Here is a 22,301-nt window from a genome sequence, read left to right as displayed (position 1 = left end):
GACAAACCCGGTTGAACGGAGTTGCCGTGTGCGAAACGTCAAGTGGCCGATTGACAATGAGTCTCTATGGCGTTTGATGATGTATATTTCGAGGGCCGAACGGCCTTCATCACGGGAACCAGTCGCGGAATCGGCAAGCAAATCGCGCTGGAACTCGCCGACCGCGGGGCGAACGTCGTCTCGACCGGCAAGACCGTCGAAGAGCGCGACGACCTGCCGGGGACCATCGTCGAGACAGCCGAGGAGATTCGCGACCGAGGTGGCAACGCCATCTGGTGCCAACTCGACGTTCGTGACGACGAGTCCATCCAGAACGCTATCGACGAGACGGTCGACGAGTTCGGCGGTATCGACTTCGTCGTCAACAACGCGGGCGCGATTCACATCGCGAACTTCGAGAACACGCCCCCGAGGCGCTTCGACCTCCTCATGGATGTGAACGCCCGCGGGACGTACGCGACGACACACGCCGCGCTCCCGCACCTCCGCGAGAGCGACCACGCCCACGTGGTGACGTTCTCCCCACCGCGCCCCGCAGACCCCGCACCCGGAAAGGTTGCCTACGCGCTCTCGAAATACGGGATGACGTTCATCGCGGAGTCGCTCGCACAGGAACTCGCGAGCGACGATATCGCCGTCAACGCGCTGTGGCCGGTGGCCGCAATCGAGTCCGAGGCAACCCGCCACTTCGGGATGGGAACGCCCGAAGACTGGCGAACCCCGCAAATCATGTGCGACGCAGTGACCGAACTGTTCTCCCGTGAGCCGACGACCTGTACGGGGAACACCTTCTACGACGAGGAACTGCTGAGCGAGGCTGGTGTCGAAGACTTCTCGGCGTACAACGTCGTCGAGGGGAGCACTCCGGGACCGATGTCGGCCCAACTGTTCGACACCGAGTACGAGCGATAACGGCCGCCCTCTCGGAGCTAATTATCTCCGTTGAGACTCAGGGCCGTAGATTTATGTGTTTGAGCGGGCTACCACAGATAATGAGTTTCGTCACTAACGGGTTTGTGAAAACGTTCACTCTGACGGAACTATTTCACGAATCGGCAATTAGACTTATATAGTCATAGAGGTTCAAATAATCCGTGGACTTCCCGCGCCTCCCCTCACGAGATACAAGCGGTCAAAAGGTCGTCTTACCGGACGATCTGGACGGTGAGCAGACGCTCTTGCTCATCAGTTTCGACCGCCGACAGCAGTCGCTCGTCGGGTCGTGGCGCGGGTTCGCAGAAGAACTCTCCGAGACCTACGACCACTTCGAGTACTACGAACTGATGGTTCTCGGTGGTCGAAGCGGGATGATGCCGTCGTTCGGCGGTGGCGGCGGGATGTCCCCCGGTGCCGCGCGGAACAAGCGGCACGACAACGCGCTCATGGCTCGGGTCGACAAGACGGCACTCCAGCGCCGTCTCGGTCTCCTCGGCGAGGGGAACATCTACGCGCTGCTTATCGAAGACGGAACGGTCGTCAGGCAGGCCGCGGGCGTCATCACGCCGAAGACTGCCGACGCGCTCGAAGACCTGCTCCAAGAGTGGCGCGAAGCCAATTCGGACTGGCTCGATGCGACCGCGTCGCCCGAACAGACGGGTGACAACGCCCTCGACAGTTAAGGCCGAGCGGGCGACGTTTTCGAAGTATTCGACGGCTGAGCCGCGGTGGTGTTCGACAGTTGAGCCGTAGCGTTATTCGACGACCAGTTCGACCGGGTAGTCCGTCAGGTTCTCGTAGCCGTCTTCGGTGACGACGACGAGGTCTTCGATTCTGACGCCACCGATTTCGGGGTCGTAGAGGCCAGGCTCGATAGTGATGACGTGTCCGGGTTCGAGTTCCTCGCCGGCTTGACTCACAGACGGGAGTTCGTGAACGTCGAGACCGACGCCGTGGCCGGTGCTGTGGATGAATCCGGTTTCAGCAGTCGGGTTCGCGCGGAGTGTGTTCTCGCCGGCCGCTTCGTACACGTCGCAGACGGCGTCGTGGACGTCCTCGCCGGTCGCACCCGGTTCGATGGCGTCGAGTGCCGCGTAGAAGGCTTCCTCGGTGAGGTCGAACCACTCGCGGATTTCTTCGGTCGGCTCGCCTTTGACGAACGTCCGCGTCATGTCGCCGTTGTACTTCGTCTCCTTGTCCCGCGGGAAGATATCGACGATGATGGCTTCGTCAGCCGAGAGCGGGCCGCTTCCACGGTCGTGCGGGTCGGCGGCGTCGGCACCGCAGGCGACGATAGTCTCGTCGAGGGCGCAGCCGTGTCGGAGCAGCGTAATCTCGATTTCCTCTTTGACTCGCTCGCTCGTCAGCGGCTCGCCCTCGTAGTAGAGCGTGCCGTCGTCGGCCACGTCGGCGGCGCGGATGAGTTCCTCGGCCGCCTGCATCGACGCCTCGTTCGCGTCCTGTGCCGTGCGGATGTGTTCGACTTCCTCGTCGGACTTGACTGCGCGGATTTTCGTCAGCACGTCGTCGGTCTCTGCGTCGACCGCGACACCCTCGTCGCGGAGGCCGTCAGCGAGGCCGAGCGGGAAGTCGGCGGGCGTCGCGAGCGTCTCGACGCCGTGGTCGGCGAGGAACTCGGCAATCGCCTTCGCTTTCCCGACAGTCGGGCCGTATTCGGTGTACTTCTGGCGGTAGTCGTAGTCGGCGAGTCGAGAGACGGTGTCGGCGCGACTCTCTTTCTTCGCGCGTCCGTATTCGAGCGCGGAGACGAGGAGGGCAGTTTCGTCCGGGGTGAAGAGCGTCACGTACGGGTCCGGCGCGTCGAATCCCGAGAGGTACAACTGGTTCGAGTCGCTACCATCGGCGGAGATGAGATAGCCGTCGAAGTCGTCGCCGAGGAACTCGGTGAGTTGAGAGAAATCGGGTTCCATACTCCGGGGTTGTCTGGGGTGGTAGTAAAGGCCTCGCGTCTGGTACGGCGGTTTCCGGTTTCGGCCACACGGAGAGTCTACTCGGGCAAGGACTCACCGTGTGAGAGCCGCCGGAATACCGCACCAGCACTGGGCGAGCAGTATCCGACCGACACCCCGGACAGGGTGGTTCGGAACATCCCTGCCGCACGTTGGCATTCGTAGCCCAAGGTAATGGTTGTTATTCTAACCATATGAGAACGTCGCCGCGTCCGGTACCCTGATACCATCCCCTGACGACGCCCGGGTATGGACGCCCACATCTCGCAGTCTCGCGTTCGGGGTCGAACACGAGCACCTCCGTCGAAGAGCTACACACACAGAGCCATACTTGCCGCCGGATACAGCGACGGCGCGGTCGTTCGCGACGCCCTCGTCAGCGCCGACACGAAGGCGACGATGCGGGCCGTGGAAGGCTTCGGTGGCAGCGTCGGCCGCGAGGGACAGACGGTCGAGGTGACGGGCTTCGACGGTCGACCCGAGACGCCAGCGGACGTCATCGACTGCGCCAACTCGGGGACGACGATGCGACTCGTCACGGCCTGTGCCGGACTGGGCGAGAACCTGACCGTCCTCACCGGCGACGAATCCCTCCGCTCGCGCCCACAGGGACCGCTTCTCGAAGCCGTGTCCGACCTCGACGGCCGCGCGGAGAGCACACGGCGAAACGGACTGGCTCCACTGGTCGTCGGTGACGGAATGACCGGCGGCACGGTCGAAATCCCCGGCGACGTCTCCTCGCAGTACATCACGGCGCTCCTGATGGCCGGGGCCGTCACCGACGAGGGTATCGACGTCGAACTGACGACCGAACTCAAGTCCGCCCCGTACGTCGATATCACGCTGGAAGTACTGGCTGACTTCGGCATCGAAGCCGAGCGAACCGACGAGGGGTTCTCGGTTCCCGGTGGGCAGTCGTACCGCCCGACCGGCGGCGAGTACAGCGTCCCCGGCGACTTCTCGTCGATGTCGTACCTCCTTGCAGCGGGTGCAGTTGCCGGTTCCGAGGACGAACCGGTCGTCATCGAGGGAGCACGACCCTCTGCGCAGGGCGACAGCGCTATCGTCGATATCGTCCGCGACATGGGCGCAGCAGTCGAGTGGGACGAGGACGCGGGTGAATTGACCGTCTCGCCTGCCCCGCTCTCGGGAATTACCGTCGATGTCGGCGACACGCCGGACCTCCTGCCGACGATTGCGGTTCTCGGCGCGATTGCCGACGGCGACACGGTCATCGAGAACTGCGAGCACGTCCGGTACAAGGAGACAGACCGGGTCAGCGCGATGGCCGAGGAACTGTCGAAGATGGACGCCCACGTCACGGAAGAACAGGACCGCCTCACTATCCACGGCGGCCAGACCGACCTCGTCGGTGCCGACGTCGATGGTCGCCACGACCACCGTATCGTCATGTCGCTGGCCGTTGCTGGCCTCGTCGCCGACGGCGAGACCACCGTCGCCGGGTCGGAACACGTCGACGTGTCGTTCCCGAACTTCTTCGAGACGATGCGCGACCTCGGCGCGGACGTGCACGAAGACTAAGCTTCCGCGGCAGAACCAGCTTCCAGCATAAAACCCGCTTCCACGACAGAACCTTTTTCCCGACACCGTCCGGCGAATTCGTCATGCAGTTATCGGACCTGTCGGCACTGCGGGAGCGCCAGCGAGATGGCGAGTATCTCCTGCCCGCCTACGAGGACTGGTGCTTCTCTCGGATTCCGGGCACTGTCGCCGATCTGCTCGGTGCCGACGTTGGACCGCGACTCCCCGAATCGGCCACCGACGAGTACGATGATATCTCTCGCGTCGTCGTCTTCCTCGTCGATGGCTTCGGTCTCGCGCAGTGGGACGGCGAGCGCGACCGAATCCCGTTCCTCCGCGACTTCGAACGCGCGGGCCGTGTGACGCCGATTACGTCGGTCTACCCCTCCGAAACCGCCGCCGCGATGAACACGTTCCACTCCGCGACCCTCCCATCGGAACACGGCGTCGTCGGCTGGAACGTCTACGAACCCGAGGCCGACGAGATGTTCGAGGCGCTTCCGTTCCTCCGAAAGGACGGCACCGAACCCGAGCGCATCGACATCGAAGACGTTGCTAATGCGGACCCAATCTATCCCGAACTCGAAGCGGCGGGCGTCGAGACGCACCACGTGACGCCCTTCCCGTCGGAATCCACGGTGCCGCACACCTACGACGCGGACGACCTCTCGACGTTCTCGGACGCCTTCGACGAGGCGGCCGAGGAAGCGTCGGACCCGTCGTACATCTTCGCGTACCTCCCGCAGACCGACGCCACCGCCCACGCCGAAGGCGTCGATTCCGAGGCGTACCGCGAGATAGCTGCGGAAACGTTCGACCGGGTCGCTTCGGCCATCGACACCCTCGCATCGGAAACCGACGACCACGGCGAGACGCTCGTCTGTCTCACCGCCGACCACGGGCTTATCGACACCGACCCCGAGCGAAACGTCGACCTCTCGGCACCGCCGTTCGACCTCGTTTCGGACTTGAAGACGCTCTCCGACGGGACGCCGATTCGATTCTCGGGCAGCGCCCGGAACGTCAACCTCCACCTGCGACCGGACCGAATCGACGACGTGTACGACACGCTCACGGCGGAGCTGGACGCGAAAGTGCTACGGAAGCAGGAGGTACTCGACACTGAACTCTTCGGCCCGAATCCGTCGCCGGTGTTCGAGCGCCGACTCGGCGACCTCGTCGTCGTCCCCCGCGAACTCAGCGTCTGGTACGGGGACGAAGCCAGGGACAAACTCGACTACGTCGGCATGCACGGCGGTCTACACCCCGACGAGATGCTGATTCCCTTTGCGACGGCGACGCTGGAGTCACTCGCCGACTGAGTCGTCTGAACTCTCGTCTCCCGGCCCCGAACCGGTCACGCCCGTCTTCTTCACAATCGCGTCGGTCCACCAGAGTTTGAGCACCATCACGCCGAGCGTCCCGAGCACGGTTCCGACGGGATTGCGGCGAATCGCGGACGCGAACGCGTAGAAGGTGACTGGGATGTTGAGGACGTTGAGGACGTTCGGATAGTCGAGACCCATCGTGTTCTTCCCCTCGTCCAGCCACTCGCGTTCGGCGAGGACGATGCGACTGAGGTAGTTATCCGTGCGTTTCGGGCGCGGGAACAACACTGGGTTGACTGCGATGAACGCGAGCGTCGCCGCGAAGAGTCGCCGGTTCCGCGTGAAGATGGCGTACATCAACACCGGATAGACGAGGATTCGCGTTCCGGCGCTCCACGGATTGGCGTGCCGCTCCCAAAACGTTGCTTCGAGGCGGTCACGGAGGCCGGGTTGCGTCGGCTGTTCCATAGTAGCTTTTCGACAACTGCGGGTATGAAACTCACTACGGATGACGTGTCACCACGACTCAGACAACATCGACTCAACGAGTAACGACCGGACCGCTTTATTGTGATTCCGAGGTATTGGCTCGCAGTCTAACAGTGGTCTCGCGTCAAGGACGAGAAGCCGGTTGTCGTATGCGGGTACCAAGCCGTGCGCAAAGTATCCAATCGGTAAATCGTACGTATCCAACAAATTCTTGATTTCGGTTGTGTACGTCCGAACGATGTCTCTGTGGTTAGCAATCGTCTCGGTATCCAATTGTCCGGACTCTGATTTCGAGTCCACAAAGATGTCCTCACGAAGTTCGAATACGTGCCAGAGATAGACGTAGTCTAAACCCATCGACAGCAGTGATAACGCCTGTCCCAACCCACTGTAAAAACCGCCAATCGGGTTTCCTTCTGGACCGACGCGCTTCGGTAACAGCCGGTCCCCCTCGATACCGGTATACTGACCGAAGTACTTCGCTTCGATACCGATTAACGGTGGATTCCGTTGCCCAGCATTAATCGAGCCACAAAGAATGTCGATATCAGGCTGTAGCGGATGGCTGAATTCACGTAGTGCGCGCTGCGGCTCTATTAGGTCACCCTCCGATTGTGCCTTCTTCTGCCAGAGGTTCACCTCTGTCTCGGCCCAGATATCGTCGCGTTCGGCGACAGTTGTCGCTAGGCTATCAACAATCAACTTCTCGGATGGTTCACGGTCAGCAAATGACTGAACGTGTTCATCCGGGTCATTACAGAGTAATTGAGTGAGAATTGTCCGTGGACTGTTCATTCTCGTCAGTAGTACAACTCGACGCTAAATGCTAAACAATTGTCTATTGCTGGAGTAGCTGTGAGTCAGCGGGGCCACCAGTCATCTGTGCTCTCATTAAATCCTCGCCCACGATTGCACCTATCTACAAACACTAAATGGGCGGCCCCCCGAGGGTCCGGTAATGAACGGGAACGAATTCGGTCGCCTCTTTCGGGTGACCACATACGGCGAGAGTCACGGCGACGCCATGGGCGTCACCATCTCGGGGTGCCCCGCGGGCGTGGAACTCTCCGTCGAGGACGTACAGAAGGAACTCGACCGACGAAAGCCGGGCCAGTCGATGATTACGACGAGTCGCGGCGAACCGGACGCCGTGGTCATCAACTCGGGAACGCTCGACGGCTACACGACGGGCACGCCCATCGGGATGGTCGTCCAGAACAAGGACGCCCGCTCGGGCAAGTACGAACCCTACGTGACGGCTCCGCGTCCGTCGCACGGCGACTTCACCTACTCGGCCAAGTTCGGCACGCGCAACTGGGGCGGCGGCGGACGCTCGTCCGCGCGTGAGACAGTAAACTGGGTCGCGGCCGGTGCCGTGGCGAAGCAGGTCATCGAACAGAGCGAGTACGACATCGAGGTCAAGGCCCACGTGAACCAAATCGGCGACGTCGAAGCGCCGCCGGTCACGTTCGAGGAGATGCTCGAACACACCGAAGAAAACGATGTGCGGTGTGCCCACCCCGAGACGGCCGAGAAGATGATGGAGGTCATCGAACAGTACCAAACGGAAGGCGACTCTATCGGCGGTTCTATCTACTTCGAAGCGCAGGGCGTCCCCCGCGGCCTCGGCGCACCGCGGTTCGACTCGTTCTCGGCGCGACTCGGGCAGGCGATGATGGCTGTCCCGGCCGCGACGGCCTTCGAATTCGGTCTCGGCCGCGAGGCCCGCGAGTGGACCGGCTCCGACCGCAACGAAGACTGGGAGTTCGACGAGAACGGCGACCCGCTTCCCGTCGGCAACAAACACGGTGGCATCCAGGGCGGCATCACGACGGGCCAACCAATCTTCGGCGAGATGACGCTCCACGCGCCGACGTCGATTCCGAAGAAACAGCGGACGGTCGATTGGGAGACGGGCGAGGAAAAGGAGATTCAGGTCGTCGGCCGCCACGACCCGGTGTTGCCGCCACGGGGTGTGCCCGTCGTCGAGGCGATGCTCTACGCGACCATCCTCGACTTCATGCTCCTGTCGGGCCACATCAACTCGGACCGACTCGACGGACAGGTCGGCGAATACGACACTCCATATCACCCGTCGAGTCCCGAAAACCGGTAGATAACTCCATCCCGAGTTATCGTTTATCGGGTTACGGCAATTTCTGAATATCCGTTTGTCCACTTTTCAGGAGGCATCTGACCACCAATTTAGGAATATTAAGTCCTTCATTATCTTTTCTTGTTAATCCATAGCAAAGTCTTTAATCGAACCCCCACCAAGTCATCAGATAGCGCCCCAGCGGGGCCGTGAGCTCAAATATGACTGACCACGAACTTATCTGGCGCATCGCAGGGGGTTCCGGTGACGGTATCGCCTCGACCAGCCAGAACTTCGCCAAAGCCCTGATGCGAGCGGGGCTACACGTTTTCACGCATCGCCACTATCCATCGCGCATCCGCGGTGGCCACACGTACACTGAGGTCCGTGTGAGTGCGGACCCGATTCAGTCGCGTGGTGACGGGTACAACTTCCTCCTCGCGCTCGGTGACTCCTTCGCCCGTAACCCGAGCGAGGGTGCCTACTACGGCAACGAGGAGATCAAACCGCTCTCTGAGAATCTCGACGAACTCGCCGAAGGCGGCGTCATCGTCTACGACTCCGGTCTGCTCGACACCTCCGAAATCGAGGACTTCGACGAGCGCGTCGAAGAGAACAACTGGCACGTCTACGACATCGACCTTCGCAGTATGGCTCGCGAGCACGGTCGCGAAGTCATGCGTAACACCGCCGGTGTCGCCGTCACGTGCGCCATCGCCGACATCGAGCCGGACGTCATCAAGAGCCTGATGTCCGACGCGATGCCGGAGAAGATTCTCGAACCGAACTTCGAAGTCTTCGACGACGCCTACGAGACCGTCAAGTCCGAGTACGATGTCGACGCCCCCGAGGTGTCGGCACCGACAGGCGAACACGACGAAGAGCAGGTTCTCATCTCTGGTTCTGACGCGATTGCCTACGCCGCTATCGACGAAGGGTGCCGTTTCATCTCGGGTTACCCGATGACCCCGTGGACGGAAGTCTTCGTCATCATGTCGCAGAATCTCCCCGAACTCGGCGGTATCTCCGAGCAGGTCGAAGACGAGATTGCGGCCGCCGCGCTGGCGATGGGTGCGTCCCACGCCGGTGTGAAGGCCATGTCCGGGTCGTCCGGTGGCGGTTTCTCGCTGATGTCCGAGCCGCTCGGTCTCGCTGAGATTACCGAGACGCCTATCGTCCTCGTCGAGGCCATGCGCGCCGGTCCGTCGACGGGTATGCCGACGAAGCCCGAGCAGTCCGACATGGAGCACGTCCTGTACACCTCGCAGGGTGACTCTCACCGCATCGTCTTCGCCCCCGGCACGGCCGCCGAGGCGTACGACCAGACGCGCAAGGCGTTCCAAATCGCCTACGAGTACCAGATTCCGTCTATCGTCCTCTACGACCAGAAGCTCGGTGGCGAACTCTCGAACGTCCCGGCGTCGGTCTTCGACGAAGAGCCGAACGCGGACCTCGGCTCTGTCCTCTCGGAAGCCGAACTCGAAGAGGCACCGCACGACGACTCGGGCAAGTACCAGCGCTACCAGCACGACACCGAAAACGGTGTCTCGCCGCGCTCGCTGCCCGGACAGAAGGGCGGTCGCTACCTCGCGACGGGTAACGAACACATGCCCGCGGGTCACATCTCGGAGGACCCCGACAACCGTATCGCTCAGATGAACCGCCGCATGCAGAAGGTCGAGTCCATCCGCGAGGAACTCGACGAAGACGGCGAGTTCAACACGGTCTACGGTCCGGAAGACGCCGACTACGGTCTCGTCACGTTCGGTAGCCAGCAGGGCACCGTCGAAGAGGCCGCAGCCGAACTCAACGAGAAGGGCCACTCGGTCAAGGTCCTCGGCGTCTCCGAACTGATGCCGTTCCCGAAAGAGCAGGTCAAATCGTTCCTCGACAGCGTCGACGAGGCGCTCGTCGTGGAGATGACGGCGTCCGCGCAGTTCCGCGGACTCGTCCAGAAGGAACTCGGCGGCTACGGCGACAAGATGTCGAGTCTCCTCAAATACAACGGGAATCCGTTCGAACCGCTCGACATCGTCGAAGGGTTCGAGACGGCGCTCCTCGAAGGCGAGGCGCTCCCGGACAACCGTACGAAGTTCGTCCCCAAGGTGGGTGAATAATCATGAGTGCATTCAGCGCAATCGGTGAAGAAACGGAGAAAGACCAAAACGAGTTCACCCCCGGACTCGAACCCCAGCCGACGTGGTGTCCTGGCTGTGGTGACTTCGGTGTCCTGAAGGCTCTGAAGGGTGCGGCGGCCGAACTCGGCCTCTCGCCCGACGAGATGATGGTCATGACGGGTATCGGCTGTTCCGGGAAGCTCAACAGCTACTTCAACAGCTACGGCTTCCACACCATCCACGGCCGCTCGCTGCCCATCGCCCGCGCCGCAAAGCTGGCCAACCCCGGTCTGACCGTGGTTGCCGCTGGCGGTGACGGTGACGGCTACGGTATCGGTGGCAACCACTTCATGCACACCGCCCGTGAGAACCACGACATCACGTACATCGTGTTCAACAACGAGATTTTCGGCCTCACGAAGGGACAGACGTCCCCGACGTCGCCGAAGGGTCACAAGTCGAAGACCCAGCCTCACGGCTCGGCCAAGACGCCGCTGCGCCCGCTCTCGCTGTCGCTGAACGCGGGTGCGTCCTACATCGCGCGTACGGCCGCGGTCAACCCGAACCAGGCCAAGGAAATCATCGTGGAAGCCATCGAGCACGACGGCTTCTCCCACGTCGACTTCCTCACGCAGTGTCCGACGTGGAACAAGGACGCCCGTCAGTACGTCCCGTACATCGACATCAACGAGTCCGACGACTACGAGTTCGACAACACGAACCGTGCGGAGGCCTCCGAGATGATGTTCGAGACGGAGAACGCACTCCACGAGGGGACCGTCCTCACCGGCCGGTACTACGTCGACTCGGACCGTCCGTCCTACCAGCAGGAGAAAAAGCAAATCGGCGAGATGCCCGAAGAACCGCTCGCCGAGCGCTACTTCGACGACTCCTACGAGTGGGAACGGTCCTACGACAAGTTCCTCGACAAGCACAAATAACGACGGCTCACCGTCCGTCGACGCCGACTCCGACGCCGGCTTCGGCGTGACGGAGAACCGTTTTCGGATTCGCAAGATATTTTTCTCCCCTTGGAAAACCTGAAGCCATGGAATCCACGTCCACGGAGGGACGCATCCTCGCCGTCTTGGAGGACGACGCGAAAGCGTCGTACGCCGAGATAGCGGACCGGGCGGGCGTGTCGAAGCCGACGGTTCGAAAGTACATCAACAAGCTCGAAGACGACGGCGTCATCATCGGCTACTCGGCAGACATCGACCCGAAGAAGCTCACCGGGCAGTCTATCGCCATGGTCGGCATCGAGGTCGCAAGCGAACGCTACGTCGAAGTCACCCGGGCGTTGAAATCCCTCGAATCGGTCGAATCGCTGTACACCTCGTCCGGCGACCACATGTTGATGGCCGAGGTCCGAGCCTCGGACGGCGACGCGCTCGGCGGCGTTATCTCCGACGAAATTCTCTCTATCGACGGCGTCACCGCTGCGCATCCTTCGTTCTTGCAGGAGCGACTGAAGTAGATAGCATCTCGTCGGCTCCCCTCACGACACCGCCCGGTGCTTTACTTTCACCGCGCTATCTGAAGGTTCAGGTACGTCCGCGTCTAACCCACGACCATGGCGGGGGAGACGCTGCCCGGAACGGAGACCGACGACCGCTCCGACAGCATCGTCCTCCACGTGGACATGGACTGTTTCTACGCCGCTTGCGAGCGCCTGCGAGAACCCGAACTCCGCGGCGAACCGCTCGTCGTCGGTATGGGCTACGAAGCGGGTGAGGGACACGGCGCGGTCGCCACGGCGAGTTACGAAGCCCGAACGTTCGGCGTCGAGAGCGCCCAGCCGATTTCGGCGGCGCTCGACAGACTCCCGCGAATCGAGGACCTCGGTCCCGACGACGACCCCGATGCAGCAGGCTACTATCGCCCGGTCGACCTCGACTTCTACAAGGACGTCGCCGCCGACGTCAAGGAGATACTCCACGACTGCGCCGACGTCGTCCGCGAGGTGAGCATCGACGAGGCGTATCTGGACGTGACCGCGCGCACGGCGTGGGACTACGCTCCGTCTGGGGACCGGACGCTCGCGGAGGGGTTCGCACGATACGTGAAACAGCGCATCGAACGCGAAGTCGGCGTCACCGCGTCGATTGGCGTCGCGCCCAACATGTCGACCGCGAAAATCGCGTCCGACTTCGACAAACCGGACGGGCTGGTCGTCGTCCCGCCCGGAGAGGTGCGGTCGTTTCTCGCCCCCATTCCGGTCGACGAGATTCACGGCGTCGGTCCGGTCACGGCCCGCGAACTCCGGTCGCTCGACATCGAAACCGCGGGGGACCTCGCGGAGGCCGACGTGAGCACGCTCGAATCGCGCTTTGGGTCGCGAGGGCGTGAACTCGCCGAGCGGGCAAACGGCGACGACGACCGGGCAGTCACGCCCACGGGGCGACCGAAGAGCCTCTCCAGAGAATCGGCGTTCACCGACCCAACCGACGACCCCGAAGCCAAACGCGACGTGGTTCGCACGCTCGCCGCCGACGTGGCCGACCGCGCTCGCTCGCGGGGGGCGATGTACCGAACGATTGGCATCAAGGTGGTCGTTCCGCCGTTCGACATCAACACCCGAGCGCGGTCACTGCCCGGCCCGGTGGACGAACCCGAACTCGTGACCGACGTGGCGCTCGACCTGCTCGACACCGAGTTCGAAACCGAGACGGTTCGAAAGCTCGGTGTTCGCGTCTCGAACCTCTCGTTTTCCTCGGCCGACCAGTCGAGCCTCGACGGGTGGGAGTCAGCGGACGACGAGAAAAACGGCGGCAGTGAACGCGAAGGCGGACAAGAAAGCAGTCAGGGAACCCGACGAGAAGACGGGAAGGGTCCCCAACGAGAAGACAACCGAGGCTCCCAACAAGATGACCGCGCCCCCGACGACAGCGCACACGACGACAGCACCCACGACAACCACACGTCGAATTCGAAGCCGCGAGGTCAGTCCTCGCTCGTCGAGTTCGATTGAGCGTCAGACTCGGGAGCGAGTCCCTGTCCGGTTCGGACTTCGATTCGTGCGCCACCGCCCTCCGCGTCTCGGATTCGAACGTCCCAGTCGTGTGCGTCGGCGATTTCGGAGACGATGGCGAGCCCGTAGCCGGTCCCGTCTTCGTCGGTCGTGTACCCGCGTTCGAAGACCGACTCTCGTTCGGCGTCCGGGATGCCCGGCCCGTCGTCTATCACGGCGAATCCGACCTCGTCTTCGAGCCGTTGGACAGTTATCTCCGGTGTCGTTCGGTCGTCCGTGAGGGCGTGTTCCGTGGCGTTCCGAAGCAGGTTTTCGAGGAGGCGAACGAGTCGCGCTCGGTCGCAGTGAACCGTCCCGAGCGATTCGGGTAGCTCCAGTGTCACTTCCCCCGCGTGAACGGTCTGCCACGCTTCCGCGACGGCGTCAGCGAGACTGACGCGTTCTCTGTCGAGGACGTTTCGACCGCCGCGTGCCATCGAGAGGACGTCCTCGACGATGTCGTCGATGCGGCCGAGCGTGTCGGCGACTGTTTCGAGTCGCTCGTCGTCGATGTCTTCCCGGAGGAGTTCGAGGTTGCCGTGGGCGACGCTCAGCGGGTTTCGAAGGTCGTGGCTGACGATGTTTGCGAACTCCGCGAGCCGTTCGTTCTGCCGAGAGAGCGCCTGTTTTCGTCGCTTTCGCTCCGTGATGTCGTAGCTGATGCCGATGATTCCGACGACGTTCCCGTCGTCGGTCCACGGAACCTTCGAGGTGAGGTTCCACCGGTCGAGGTTGGACACGTACTCTTCTTTGTCCAAGATTGGGTCGCCGGTTTCGAGGATGTGACGGTCGTCTTCGTAGGCACGCTGGCGATGCTCCATCTCCGAGGAGACACACGCTTCGAGGTCGGTCTTTCCGACGAACGATTCGGGGTCGTCGACGAAGGCGGAGCTTACGCGGACGTGTCTGGCCTCGTCGTCCTTCACGAAGAGGTGCACGGGGACGTTTTCGAACAGCGAATCGAGAAGTGTCTCCTTCTGTCGCAACTCGATACTGCGTCGGTGTTGGTCGGTCACGTCGAAGATGTAGCCTTCGATGGCGACGGCCTCGCCGTCTTCCATCACGCCGAGGCCCTGTTCTCGAACCCACTTCGTCTCGCCGTCGCGGGTTCGAATTCGGTAGGTTCGGTCGAATCGGTCTCCCGCTTCGACCGCGGCGAGGATTTCGTCCCAGCCGTCCCCCCGATGTTCCGGGTGGACGATATCCGCACCCCACATGACCTCGCCGGATTCGAGTTCCGCGGGGTCGTAGCCGGTGAGTGCTCGACAGCCTTCGGAGACGAAGTCCATGGGCCACGTCGAGTCGATTTGCGAACGATACGCGACGCCGGGCATCGCCCGAATGAGCGTCGAAAACCGACGGTTCGACTCTTTTTGAGCTTCTACTGCTCGGTGTTCGGAAACAGCCCGTCGAACGCGGTTGGCGAGCAAGACCCACTGGTCGCCTCCGGGGTCCTTCTGGACGTAGTCGGTGACGCCGGCGGCGATAGCGTCGCTCGCGACCGCCTCGGAGCCGTGGCCCGTAAAGAGAATGAACGGAACGTCGCTCGACTCGCGGACCGCTTCCAGCAGTTCGACCCCGTTCATATCCGGCATCTGGTAATCCGAGACGATACAATCGACCGCGTCGGATTCGACCCGGTCGAGTACCGCCTCCGGCCGCTCGTAGGTCTCGACGTGCACACCGTCGATGCGGCGCGTGAGATTGTGAGAAACGAGTTCAGAGAACATCGGGTCGTCGTCGACGTGAAGAATGGAGATGTCGTCTCCGTCCCCGTCCATCATCGACCGGAACTTACGTTGATGCGTGATAAAACTTGACTCGTCGGGAGGGGAGGAACTATGACCCCCGAAAGAGTCGAAAAAACCGGATGACGGATTCGGACACGGAAACCATCTCGGTTGCCGAGATTAGCGACGGTCCAGGGGGAGTGGGCACCGAAGACCCGGGCACGACGGTCGAATTACCGGTCGTCGATATCTTGACCGGCCGGGGGTTCATCACGGGCAAATCCGGGTCCGGGAAGTCGAACACGGCCTCGGTCATGATAGAGAACCTGCTGTCGTCGAACTTCCCAGTGCTCATCGTCGACACCGACGGCGAGTACTACGGACTCAAACAGGAGTTCGAACTGCTTCACGCGGGCGCGGACGACGAGTGCGACATTCAGGTGAGTCCCGAACACGCAGAGCGACTCGCGACGCTCGCGCTCGAACAGAACGTGCCGATTATCCTCGACGTGTCCGGCTACCTCGACGACGCCGCGGCCGACGAGTTAGTGACCGAGGTCGCAAAGCACCTCTTCGCCAAGGAGAAGAAGCTGAAGAAGCCGTTCTTGATGCTCATCGAGGAGTGCCACGAGTACATCCCCGAAAAGGGCGGGATGGACGAAGCGGGCAAGATGCTCATCAAAATCGGCAAGCGCGGGCGAAAACACGGCCTCGGCGTCGTCGGTATCTCACAGCGCCCCGCGGACGTCAAGAAGGACTTCATCACCCAGTGTGACTGGCTCGTCTGGCACCGCCTCACCTGGCGCAACGACACGAAAGTCGTCGGTCGCATCCTCGGGTCGGAGTACGCCGACGCCATCGAGGACATGGGCAACGGCGAGGGATTCCTCGTCACCGACTGGTCGGAGTCGATTCGGCGCGTCCAGTTCCACAAGAAGCAGACGTTCGACGCGGGTGCGACGCCCGGCCTCGACGACTTCGAGCGTCCCGACCTGAAGTCTGTCGACGGCGACCTCGTCTCGGACCTCAAAGAGATATCCGACGAGAAAGCCCGCCGTGAGAGCGAAATCGCCGACTTGAAACAGGAACTCGAAAAGAAGGAGGCCAAAATCCGACAACTCGAACGCGAGTTAGAGGAGGCCCGCGACCTCTCGCGGATGGCAGACCAGTTCGCACAGGCGATGTTCCAGAAGGCGGAAGCGCCCTATCGCGGTGGCTCGGGGAGAAACCTGAATCGCCCCGAAGAGAAGCAAGCCGCGCTCGGAGAGTACAATCAGAGCGCTGGCGAACCGAGTGACGAAGACGTTGCCGAGGCGACGGCGAACACAGACGCCGAGGTTGCCGACGATGCGAGCGAACTGCAAGCCGCATCTGACACGCCTCCCAGACCACTGCTCGAAGCACCCGACGGGCCGCCGTGGCCGACCCACGGGTTCGGCCATCTCGAAGATACCACGGCATCAGGGTCCGACGACGAGTTCGACTTCGAGAGCGAGATGGGCGACTTCGAACCGGCGGACCTGCAACCGGCACCGGGTGCGCAGGACCGACGCGACGTGGTCGACCGAATGACGGCCGTCGTGGGCGCACTGAGCGACGTCCACCACGGAATGCTCCAGCACTACCGCGAGCGGCACGTCTCCGACCCGGTCACGGCGCACGTCGCGGCGGGTGAGACAGCCGACCAGCACCTCGCATACGGTCGAAACAGGCCACTTCGTCGGGCAGGGTTCATCCGACACGCCGGGCGTGGTATCTACGAGTACGCCCTGCCGGACCTCGTCCGCGACGAGTACGACGACCTCCTCGACCCCGACGAGTTGGCCGAGACGGTCGCGGCTATCGAAGCGGCGTTCCTCGACGAGACCGACGAAGTCGCCGACTCTGACGCCGTCGCCGACGCCGCCGACGGTACTGCCGACGGGGCCGAACTACTGTCCGACGGCGACGCTGGCGGCGACGAGTAGCGTCGTCAGAAAACAGCTTCTTCGAGTCGGTTCTACAGGCCCGAGACGAGGTCTTCGAGCGCCGCGCGCGGGTCGTCGGCCTTGGCGACGCCGGACGCGAGGAGGATACCGGACGCGCCGAGTTCCTCGGCCGTGACCACGTCGTCACCGGTCGAGATGCCAGCGCCACAGTACACGTCTACGTCCTCGTCCACGTTGGCCGCGGCGTCGACGGCGTCGGTGACGATACCGGGGTCCGCAGTCGCGACGGACACGTCGCCGCCGATGAGTTCCGGCGGTTCGACGGCGACCGAGTCAGGACCGAGTGCGGCGACAGCGCCGATTTGGGCGGGGTTGTTGCCACAGACACAGGTCTCCAGTCCGGCGCGGTCGGCCGCCTGAATCGACCCGTCGATGTCGGCGAGTTTGAGGCGGTTCTCGGAGTGGTTGATGAGCGTGCCGACCGCCCCCGCTTCGGCGACGGCCTCTGCGAGGGTGCTTCCGGTGTGGCTCCCGTAGCCGTTGGGGTCGACGTGCTGTGCCCACGTCTCGACGCCCGTGTCGGCGACGCGGGAGATGTCTGCTGCCTGCGGCGAGACAGCGATGCGGACGCCGGACTCCTCGGCGACGTCGCGCGCGGCGGTTGCTACTTCGATGGGGTCACACGGGTACGCCTTGAGATTGACTAGGATGAACACACCGGAGGTGGGGTGCGACGAGACTAATAAATTGGTTTTCGGGGCCGTCGTTGCCACGAGACGGCGTCTCTATCGTTGAAAATCGTGAGGAAACGGACGTCCGCAACGAACTGAACCGAATTCGTCAGTCTTTGCGCTTGACGACGTCGCCGAGGGTCGTCGTCGTGTCGCTGCCGCCGGACCACTCCGACTCGTCGTCGCTTTCGCCCTCGACGAGCGAGATGTCGAGGTTGCGTTCGAGTTTCGTGCGGACGGAGTCCGGTGGGAGGATGTCGCCGCGTTCGAGTTTGCGGATGAGACTCGCCTTCTCGTTGAGCGACTGTGCGAGGTCCTCTTGGCTCATGCCGCGGGACTCGCGTGCGTCGCGGATGCGAGCGTCGTAGTCGGCCGCAATCTCGTCCATGTCGTCGAACATGTCGCGACGACGGCGGGTGTTCGACGACGACGAAGACGACCCCGAAGAGCGAGACGCCTTCGAACTCGACGAGGAGGTGGAGTACTTGGTGCTCGTGCTGGAGGACGTCGACTCGGTGCGGACCTCCGTGCCGAACTCGGCGCAGTCGTCGCACAGTTGTAGTTCTGCGCCTTCCACCTTCACTTTCTTCAGAGAGGCTTGGTTGGAGCCGCACATCTCGCACTGAGGCATACCCTCACGTACCCCCCGGCCGCGTATAAAAGACACGCCCCCGGCCACGCGGTGCGAATTGTGAGCACGGCCGCGTCTCCCAGCTCGCCCTGCTATTCTCGGCGACGGCGAAGTGCCGCCACCTGACGACTAACCGGACTGGCCACCACGCGATAGCCGCGCCGATAGACGACGAGGTGCGAAAGCGGCAGCAACACGACCAAACCAAGCGGATACAGCAGCTCGCGGAGTCCCGAAGCCGACACCGGGAAGAGGCCGACAGCGGCGAACGACCCGGCAGCCGCGAAAAACACCGTCAGTGCGACTCGCTCGGCTGGACTCGCGGGACGCGTCCGCGGGTGTTCTGGACGGTACGCGACGAGATACGCGAGTGCGCCGATGGGAATCACGGCGAGGAGTGCGCCGAGGACGTTCGGAAATCGATGGCCGCGGGCCGCCGCATTCTCGGAGAGCCAGACCGACTCGGCGACGACGAGAGTCCCGAGGAGCGCAATCGAACCAGCCTGACCAAGTGGCGAAACTACGGAAGACACACCTCGACCGAAAATGTAGAAAAATTAATTTCTTACGTTAGGTCGCCCCACGCGCCCCAGAACCGCTGGAACGCGGTGAGGTGACCGATGATAGCGAAGAACACCAGCAGCCACCCGACGAGCGTGAATCCGGCGAGGGTGTCGGTGTAGACCGCCGACGCGACGCCGACGAGACCGATGAGCGCGAGTCTGTCGGCGCGACCGACGAGGCCGCCGTAAGCGCGACCGAGGCCGACTGCCTGAATCTGCGTCCCGAGGTAGGAAGTCATGAGGACGCCCGTGACGGCGGCGAGCCCGAGCGCGTACGACTCGATTCCGGCCGCGAGGCCGACGAGCACGACGATGTCTGCGTAGCGGTCGAGTACGTGGTCGAGCAGGTCACCGGCCTCCGAGGAGACGCCCTGCTCGCGTGCGAGCGCGCCGTCGACGAGGTCAAGCCAGCCGTTGAGGAAGACGAACACGGCTCCTGCCCCGTACCAGAGGGGGTCGGCGAGGCCGAAGGCGACGCCCGCGGCGATGGCGAATCCGAAGGCGATGACGCTCACGCCGTTGGGGGTGAGTCCCACGGTGTCGGCGGCCGAGACGAACGGGACGAGGAGTTTGTCGGCGGTGTCGCGATACTGGTCGAGCGTCATAGATATTCGATGAAATCGACGGTTCCGGCGGACGGTTCGCGCGCACCCGAGACGACGGCTTCGATGTCGTCGGCGACGGCTTCTGGGTCGCGGTCGGTCGTGTCTATCTCGTAGACCGACTCTTCGCCGTGGAACTCGACGGCCTCGCCCAGAACGACGTCGAGGGCTTCGGACTCGCGGTTCTCGCGAGCTTTCGCCTCGGGTTCGCCGCGGTCGAGCAGGCGCTGTTCGAGGATATCCGGGCGGCAGCGAAGGACGACGACTCGGTCGGCCTCGAGGTGGTGAGCGAGGTGGCTCTCGACGATGCCGTCCCAGTCGCCGAGGTGGTCGCGCACGGCGTCGAGGTCGACGACGAGCGTGTCGCGGTCTTCGTCCCGTTCGGTCCACAGTCCCTCGTCTTTGACGAGTTGGTTGAGGTGGACCACGTCGAGGTCGAGCGCGTCGGCGACGGCGTCCGTCGCCGTGGTCTTCCCGGTTCCGGGGGTTCCGGTGATGGCGACTCTCACGCGGGCGGCACCTCCGAGACGATTTGGTTGAGCACGTCGACGGCGCGCTTCGTTTGCGCTTTCGTCCCACAGGAGATGCGGATGCACTCTGGCAGGCCGAAACTTGTGCAGTCGCGGACGATGACGCCCTCGCGCTGGGAGGCCTCCGAGACGGCGGTGGCGTCGCCCACCTGTGCGAGAACGAAGTTTCCGGCGCTTTCCCACGTCGGCACGTCGAGTTCGGCGCGGAGGTAGTCGCGGGACCACTCGACCGATTCGACCGTCTTCTCGACGTGGTCCTCGTCGTCGAGGGCGGCGAGCGCGGCGCGGCAGGCGAGTTCGCTGGCCGCGAACGGCGTGTTCACGCGGGCGTAGGCGTCCGCCCACGACTCGGGGACGCAGGCGTAGCCGATTCGAAGTCCGGCGAGACCGTAGGCCTTCGAGAACGTGCGTAACACCGCGATGTTGTCGTACTCCGAGAGCAGGTCGATGGCCGACGGTTCGTCGGAGAACTCGCCGTAGGCTTCGTCGACGACGAGGAGCGTGTGGTCTTCGACCGATTCGGCGAGGGTTCGAATCTCGTCGATAGCGAAGGTCGCCCCCGACGGGTTGTGCGGCGTCGTCAGGTAGACCATGCGCTCGCCGTCGTAGGCGTCGAGGACCGACTCGGCGGTCTGTTCGAAGTCGTCGTCCTTCGACACCTCGTACTGGACGGCGTCGCCGTGGTGGTAGCGAGCGCTCATCGAGTAGTAGGTGAAGCCGGGCGACGGTTCGAGGACGCGGTCGTCGGGTTCGAGCATCGCTCGCGTCAGGTAGTCGATTGCCCCGTCGGCACCGGGCGAAACCCACACCTGCTCGGGTGTGAGTCTCCACTTGTCGGCCAGTTTCTCCGTCAAGTCCGTATGAGCCGTCTTCGGGTAGACGCTCACCGTCGGCGCGGCGTCCTGAATGGCGGCGACGGCCTGTTGACTCGGACCGTGAGGATTCTCGTTCGAAGAGAGTTTCGTCAGGTCCTCGGGGTCCACCCCGAGTTCGCGGGCGACCTCCTCTGTCCCGCGGCCGGGAACGTAGGGAGTGTGCGCGGAGAGGTCCCGTGGTTGCATGGTCGAAAGATGCGGGTCGCGGTTCTTAAGGGTGCGTACTCGCGGTCGATACTGCTGCGAATCGAGTCTCTCAGTGCTCGCTTTCAGGCGTCGTCCGCGACCGGCACGTACTGGTCGAACGTCGGGTCGTCGCCGAGCGCGTCTGGAACGAACAGGGTGGACTCGCCGAACGTCCGAATTATCTCCTGTCCCGTGCGCCCCGTCAGGAACCCGACGTAGGCCATCGCCGACGGGTAGTCAACGTCGTGTCTGGCGGGGTTCGTCGGGATGATTCCGTAGTCGTTTCGGAGACTCTCGGGGCCGTCGCCGAGTGGCCCTTCGACGAAGGAGTCGAGTGAAATCGAGTCGCCGTAGACGCGGAACGTCCCCCGGTCGACGAGGGTGTACGCGCCGCGTCTGCTGGCCTGCCTGAGCGTGTCGCCCATCCCGTCGCCGGTGGCCTGATACCATCGTCCCGAGGGGGTCGCCGGCGAGCGTTCCCACAGCGTCTGTTCTCGGCGATGAGTCCCGGAGTCGTCGCCGCGGGAGAGAAACAGCGACTCGCTCTCGGCGATTGTTTGGAAGGCTGCAAGGGGGTCGTTCCCAACGGAATCGACGCCTGCCGGGTCCGACTCGGGACCGACGACGAGGAAGTCATTGTGCATCAAATCTCGGCGGTTGATACCGTGTCCCGCCCGGAGGAACTCGTCTTCGGCCTCGCGGGCGTGGGCGATGACGACATCCGCGTCGCCGTCAGCCGCGGTTCTGAGGGCTGCTCCGGTCCCCTGTACGAGCGTCTTGACCCGGATACCGAATCGTGCGGTGAACTCTTCGTGGAGTGCGTCGAGCAGTCCCGTGTCGTAGGCGGTCGTCGCTGTCGCGAGGACGATGTCGCGCTCGCCGCTGCCAGACCCCTCGCCGCGTTCTGTCTCGGCGCTTCCCGCCGCGTCGGTGTTCGGGCGGCTCTCGTCTCCGCCGAGACACCCCGCGACACCGGCGATACCGAGCGCACCCACTGCGTGGACGTAGCGCCGCCTCCTCATAGTCCGTGGTTTGCGA

Annotated in this window: 21 protein-coding genes; 10 read left to right on the top strand and 11 right to left on the bottom strand. The window is 63.2% G+C overall.

Annotation, left to right across the window (positions count from 1 at the left end):
- Window positions 1-66 precede the first annotated feature (66 nt).
- Window positions 67-912 carry an SDR family oxidoreductase gene (locus KU306_RS11375; RefSeq protein WP_258301982.1) on the top strand — a complete coding sequence of 282 codons (846 nt, stop codon included), beginning with the start codon at window positions 67-69 and terminating at the stop codon, window positions 910-912.
- Window positions 913-1,094: 182 nt separating this feature from the next.
- Window positions 1,095-1,619: a hypothetical protein gene (locus KU306_RS11370; RefSeq protein ID WP_007539805.1), complete on the top strand. Its 525-nt coding sequence runs from the start codon at window positions 1,095-1,097 to the stop codon at window positions 1,617-1,619.
- A 72-nt stretch (window positions 1,620-1,691) separates the two neighbouring features.
- On the opposite strand, the gene KU306_RS11365 is transcribed toward KU306_RS11370, so the two are convergent.
- The gene (locus KU306_RS11365) at window positions 1,692-2,867 is read right to left on the bottom strand and encodes a M24 family metallopeptidase (RefSeq protein WP_258301981.1); all 1,176 of its coding nucleotides are present in this window, start codon (window positions 2,865-2,867) and stop codon (window positions 1,692-1,694) included.
- Window positions 2,868-3,155: 288 nt separating this feature from the next.
- Between KU306_RS11365 and aroA the strand changes: the two genes are divergently transcribed.
- Entirely contained in the window at window positions 3,156-4,448 is a 1,293-nt protein-coding gene (aroA, locus tag KU306_RS11360) for a 3-phosphoshikimate 1-carboxyvinyltransferase (protein ID WP_258301980.1), read from the top strand.
- A gap of 83 nt (window positions 4,449-4,531) precedes the next feature.
- Window positions 4,532-5,770 carry an alkaline phosphatase family protein gene (locus tag KU306_RS11355; RefSeq protein ID WP_258301979.1) on the top strand — a complete coding sequence of 413 codons (1,239 nt, stop codon included), beginning with the start codon at window positions 4,532-4,534 and terminating at the stop codon, window positions 5,768-5,770.
- Here KU306_RS11355 and KU306_RS11350 read toward each other — a convergent pair.
- Both KU306_RS11350 and KU306_RS11345 read right to left on the bottom strand, forming a co-directional pair.
- Complete coding sequence (locus KU306_RS11350; protein ID WP_258301978.1) at window positions 5,756-6,244, bottom strand: DUF6653 family protein; 489 nt, start codon at window positions 6,242-6,244, stop codon at window positions 5,756-5,758. The genes KU306_RS11355 and KU306_RS11350 overlap by 15 nt on opposite strands.
- A gap of 48 nt (window positions 6,245-6,292) precedes the next feature.
- Window positions 6,293-7,060 carry a hypothetical protein gene (locus tag KU306_RS11345; protein WP_258301977.1) on the bottom strand — a complete coding sequence of 256 codons (768 nt, stop codon included), beginning with the start codon at window positions 7,058-7,060 and terminating at the stop codon, window positions 6,293-6,295.
- Window positions 7,061-7,223: 163 nt separating this feature from the next.
- Here KU306_RS11345 and aroC point away from each other — a divergent pair, with 163 nt between their 5' ends.
- From aroC to dinB, 5 genes are all read left to right on the top strand, one after another.
- Complete coding sequence (gene aroC, locus KU306_RS11340) at window positions 7,224-8,381, top strand: chorismate synthase (RefSeq protein ID WP_007539795.1); 1,158 nt, start codon at window positions 7,224-7,226, stop codon at window positions 8,379-8,381.
- Between the two features lie 200 nt (window positions 8,382-8,581).
- Window positions 8,582-10,477 (top strand): 2-oxoacid:acceptor oxidoreductase subunit alpha, encoded by a 1,896-nt coding sequence (locus KU306_RS11335; RefSeq protein ID WP_007539793.1) that lies wholly within the window; start codon window positions 8,582-8,584, stop codon window positions 10,475-10,477.
- Window positions 10,478-10,479: 2 nt separating this feature from the next.
- Window positions 10,480-11,418 carry a thiamine pyrophosphate-dependent enzyme gene (locus KU306_RS11330; protein ID WP_007539791.1) on the top strand — a complete coding sequence of 313 codons (939 nt, stop codon included), beginning with the start codon at window positions 10,480-10,482 and terminating at the stop codon, window positions 11,416-11,418.
- Between the two features lie 107 nt (window positions 11,419-11,525).
- Entirely contained in the window at window positions 11,526-11,954 is a 429-nt protein-coding gene (lrpA1, locus tag KU306_RS11325; protein ID WP_007539788.1) for an HTH-type transcriptional regulator LrpA1, read from the top strand.
- Window positions 11,955-12,050: 96 nt separating this feature from the next.
- Entirely contained in the window at window positions 12,051-13,448 is a 1,398-nt protein-coding gene (gene dinB, locus KU306_RS11320) for a DNA polymerase IV (RefSeq protein ID WP_258301976.1), read from the top strand.
- Here the strand turns inward: dinB and KU306_RS11315 are convergent.
- Entirely contained in the window at window positions 13,421-15,271 is a 1,851-nt protein-coding gene (locus tag KU306_RS11315) for a response regulator (protein WP_258301975.1), read from the bottom strand. The genes dinB and KU306_RS11315 overlap by 28 nt on opposite strands.
- Window positions 15,272-15,357: 86 nt before the next feature.
- Here KU306_RS11315 and KU306_RS11310 point away from each other — a divergent pair, with 86 nt between their 5' ends.
- Entirely contained in the window at window positions 15,358-17,184 is a 1,827-nt protein-coding gene (locus KU306_RS11310) for a helicase HerA domain-containing protein (protein ID WP_258301974.1), read from the top strand.
- A 32-nt stretch (window positions 17,185-17,216) separates the two neighbouring features.
- Here KU306_RS11310 and tpiA read toward each other — a convergent pair whose 3' ends face one another.
- The 7 genes from tpiA to KU306_RS11275 all read right to left on the bottom strand — a co-directional run bounded on the left by tpiA (window position 17,217) and on the right by KU306_RS11275 (window position 22,285).
- The gene (gene tpiA, locus KU306_RS11305) at window positions 17,217-17,861 is read right to left on the bottom strand and encodes a triose-phosphate isomerase (protein WP_007539781.1); all 645 of its coding nucleotides are present in this window, start codon (window positions 17,859-17,861) and stop codon (window positions 17,217-17,219) included.
- 124 nt (window positions 17,862-17,985) lie between these two features.
- Window positions 17,986-18,507 (bottom strand): multiprotein bridging factor aMBF1, encoded by a 522-nt coding sequence (locus tag KU306_RS11300; RefSeq protein ID WP_082229580.1) that lies wholly within the window; start codon window positions 18,505-18,507, stop codon window positions 17,986-17,988.
- Window positions 18,508-18,599: 92 nt separating this feature from the next.
- Complete coding sequence (locus tag KU306_RS11295; protein WP_258301973.1) at window positions 18,600-19,040, bottom strand: hypothetical protein; 441 nt, start codon at window positions 19,038-19,040, stop codon at window positions 18,600-18,602.
- 32 nt (window positions 19,041-19,072) lie between these two features.
- Entirely contained in the window at window positions 19,073-19,675 is a 603-nt protein-coding gene (locus tag KU306_RS11290) for a CDP-alcohol phosphatidyltransferase family protein (RefSeq protein ID WP_007539773.1), read from the bottom strand.
- On the bottom strand, window positions 19,672-20,181 hold the full coding sequence (locus KU306_RS11285; RefSeq protein WP_258301972.1) for an adenylate kinase family protein: 510 nt from the start codon (window positions 20,179-20,181) through the stop codon (window positions 19,672-19,674). Before KU306_RS11285 ends, KU306_RS11290 begins: the two co-directional genes overlap by 4 nt.
- Window positions 20,178-21,263, bottom strand: a complete 1,086-nt coding sequence (hisC, locus tag KU306_RS11280) for a histidinol-phosphate transaminase (protein ID WP_258301971.1) — start codon at window positions 21,261-21,263, stop codon at window positions 20,178-20,180. Before hisC ends, KU306_RS11285 begins: the two co-directional genes overlap by 4 nt.
- A gap of 83 nt (window positions 21,264-21,346) precedes the next feature.
- On the bottom strand, window positions 21,347-22,285 hold the full coding sequence (locus KU306_RS11275; protein WP_258301970.1) for an ABC transporter substrate-binding protein: 939 nt from the start codon (window positions 22,283-22,285) through the stop codon (window positions 21,347-21,349).
- Window positions 22,286-22,301: the final 16 nt, after the last annotated feature.

Origin of the sequence: Haloferax larsenii (assembly GCF_024730625.1) — an archaeon.
Lineage (GTDB): Archaea > Halobacteriota > Halobacteria > Halobacteriales > Haloferacaceae > Haloferax > Haloferax larsenii.
This window is presented reverse-complemented; position numbering and strand designations above follow the sequence as displayed.

Coding starts and splice junctions, on each gene's coding strand:
- KU306_RS11300 (WP_082229580.1), bottom strand. CDS start 18,507: ATGCCTCAGTGCGAGATGTGCGGCTCCAACCAAGCCTCTCTGAAGAAA.
- hisC (WP_258301971.1), bottom strand. CDS start 21,263: ATGCAACCACGGGACCTCTCCGCGCACACTCCCTACGTTCCCGGCCGC.
- aroA (WP_258301980.1), top strand. CDS start 3,156: ATGGACGCCCACATCTCGCAGTCTCGCGTTCGGGGTCGAACACGAGCA.
- KU306_RS11330 (WP_007539791.1), top strand. CDS start 10,480: ATGAGTGCATTCAGCGCAATCGGTGAAGAAACGGAGAAAGACCAAAAC.
- KU306_RS11335 (WP_007539793.1), top strand. CDS start 8,582: ATGACTGACCACGAACTTATCTGGCGCATCGCAGGGGGTTCCGGTGAC.
- KU306_RS11345 (WP_258301977.1), bottom strand. CDS start 7,060: ATGAACAGTCCACGGACAATTCTCACTCAATTACTCTGTAATGACCCG.
- dinB (WP_258301976.1), top strand. CDS start 12,051: ATGGCGGGGGAGACGCTGCCCGGAACGGAGACCGACGACCGCTCCGAC.
- KU306_RS11275 (WP_258301970.1), bottom strand. CDS start 22,285: ATGAGGAGGCGGCGCTACGTCCACGCAGTGGGTGCGCTCGGTATCGCC.
- KU306_RS11310 (WP_258301974.1), top strand. CDS start 15,358: ATGACGGATTCGGACACGGAAACCATCTCGGTTGCCGAGATTAGCGAC.
- KU306_RS11355 (WP_258301979.1), top strand. CDS start 4,532: ATGCAGTTATCGGACCTGTCGGCACTGCGGGAGCGCCAGCGAGATGGC.
- KU306_RS11350 (WP_258301978.1), bottom strand. CDS start 6,244: ATGGAACAGCCGACGCAACCCGGCCTCCGTGACCGCCTCGAAGCAACG.
- lrpA1 (WP_007539788.1), top strand. CDS start 11,526: ATGGAATCCACGTCCACGGAGGGACGCATCCTCGCCGTCTTGGAGGAC.
- KU306_RS11315 (WP_258301975.1), bottom strand. CDS start 15,271: ATGATGGACGGGGACGGAGACGACATCTCCATTCTTCACGTCGACGAC.
- KU306_RS11365 (WP_258301981.1), bottom strand. CDS start 2,867: ATGGAACCCGATTTCTCTCAACTCACCGAGTTCCTCGGCGACGACTTC.
- KU306_RS11290 (WP_007539773.1), bottom strand. CDS start 19,675: ATGACGCTCGACCAGTATCGCGACACCGCCGACAAACTCCTCGTCCCG.
- KU306_RS11375 (WP_258301982.1), top strand. CDS start 67: ATGGCGTTTGATGATGTATATTTCGAGGGCCGAACGGCCTTCATCACG.
- aroC (WP_007539795.1), top strand. CDS start 7,224: ATGAACGGGAACGAATTCGGTCGCCTCTTTCGGGTGACCACATACGGC.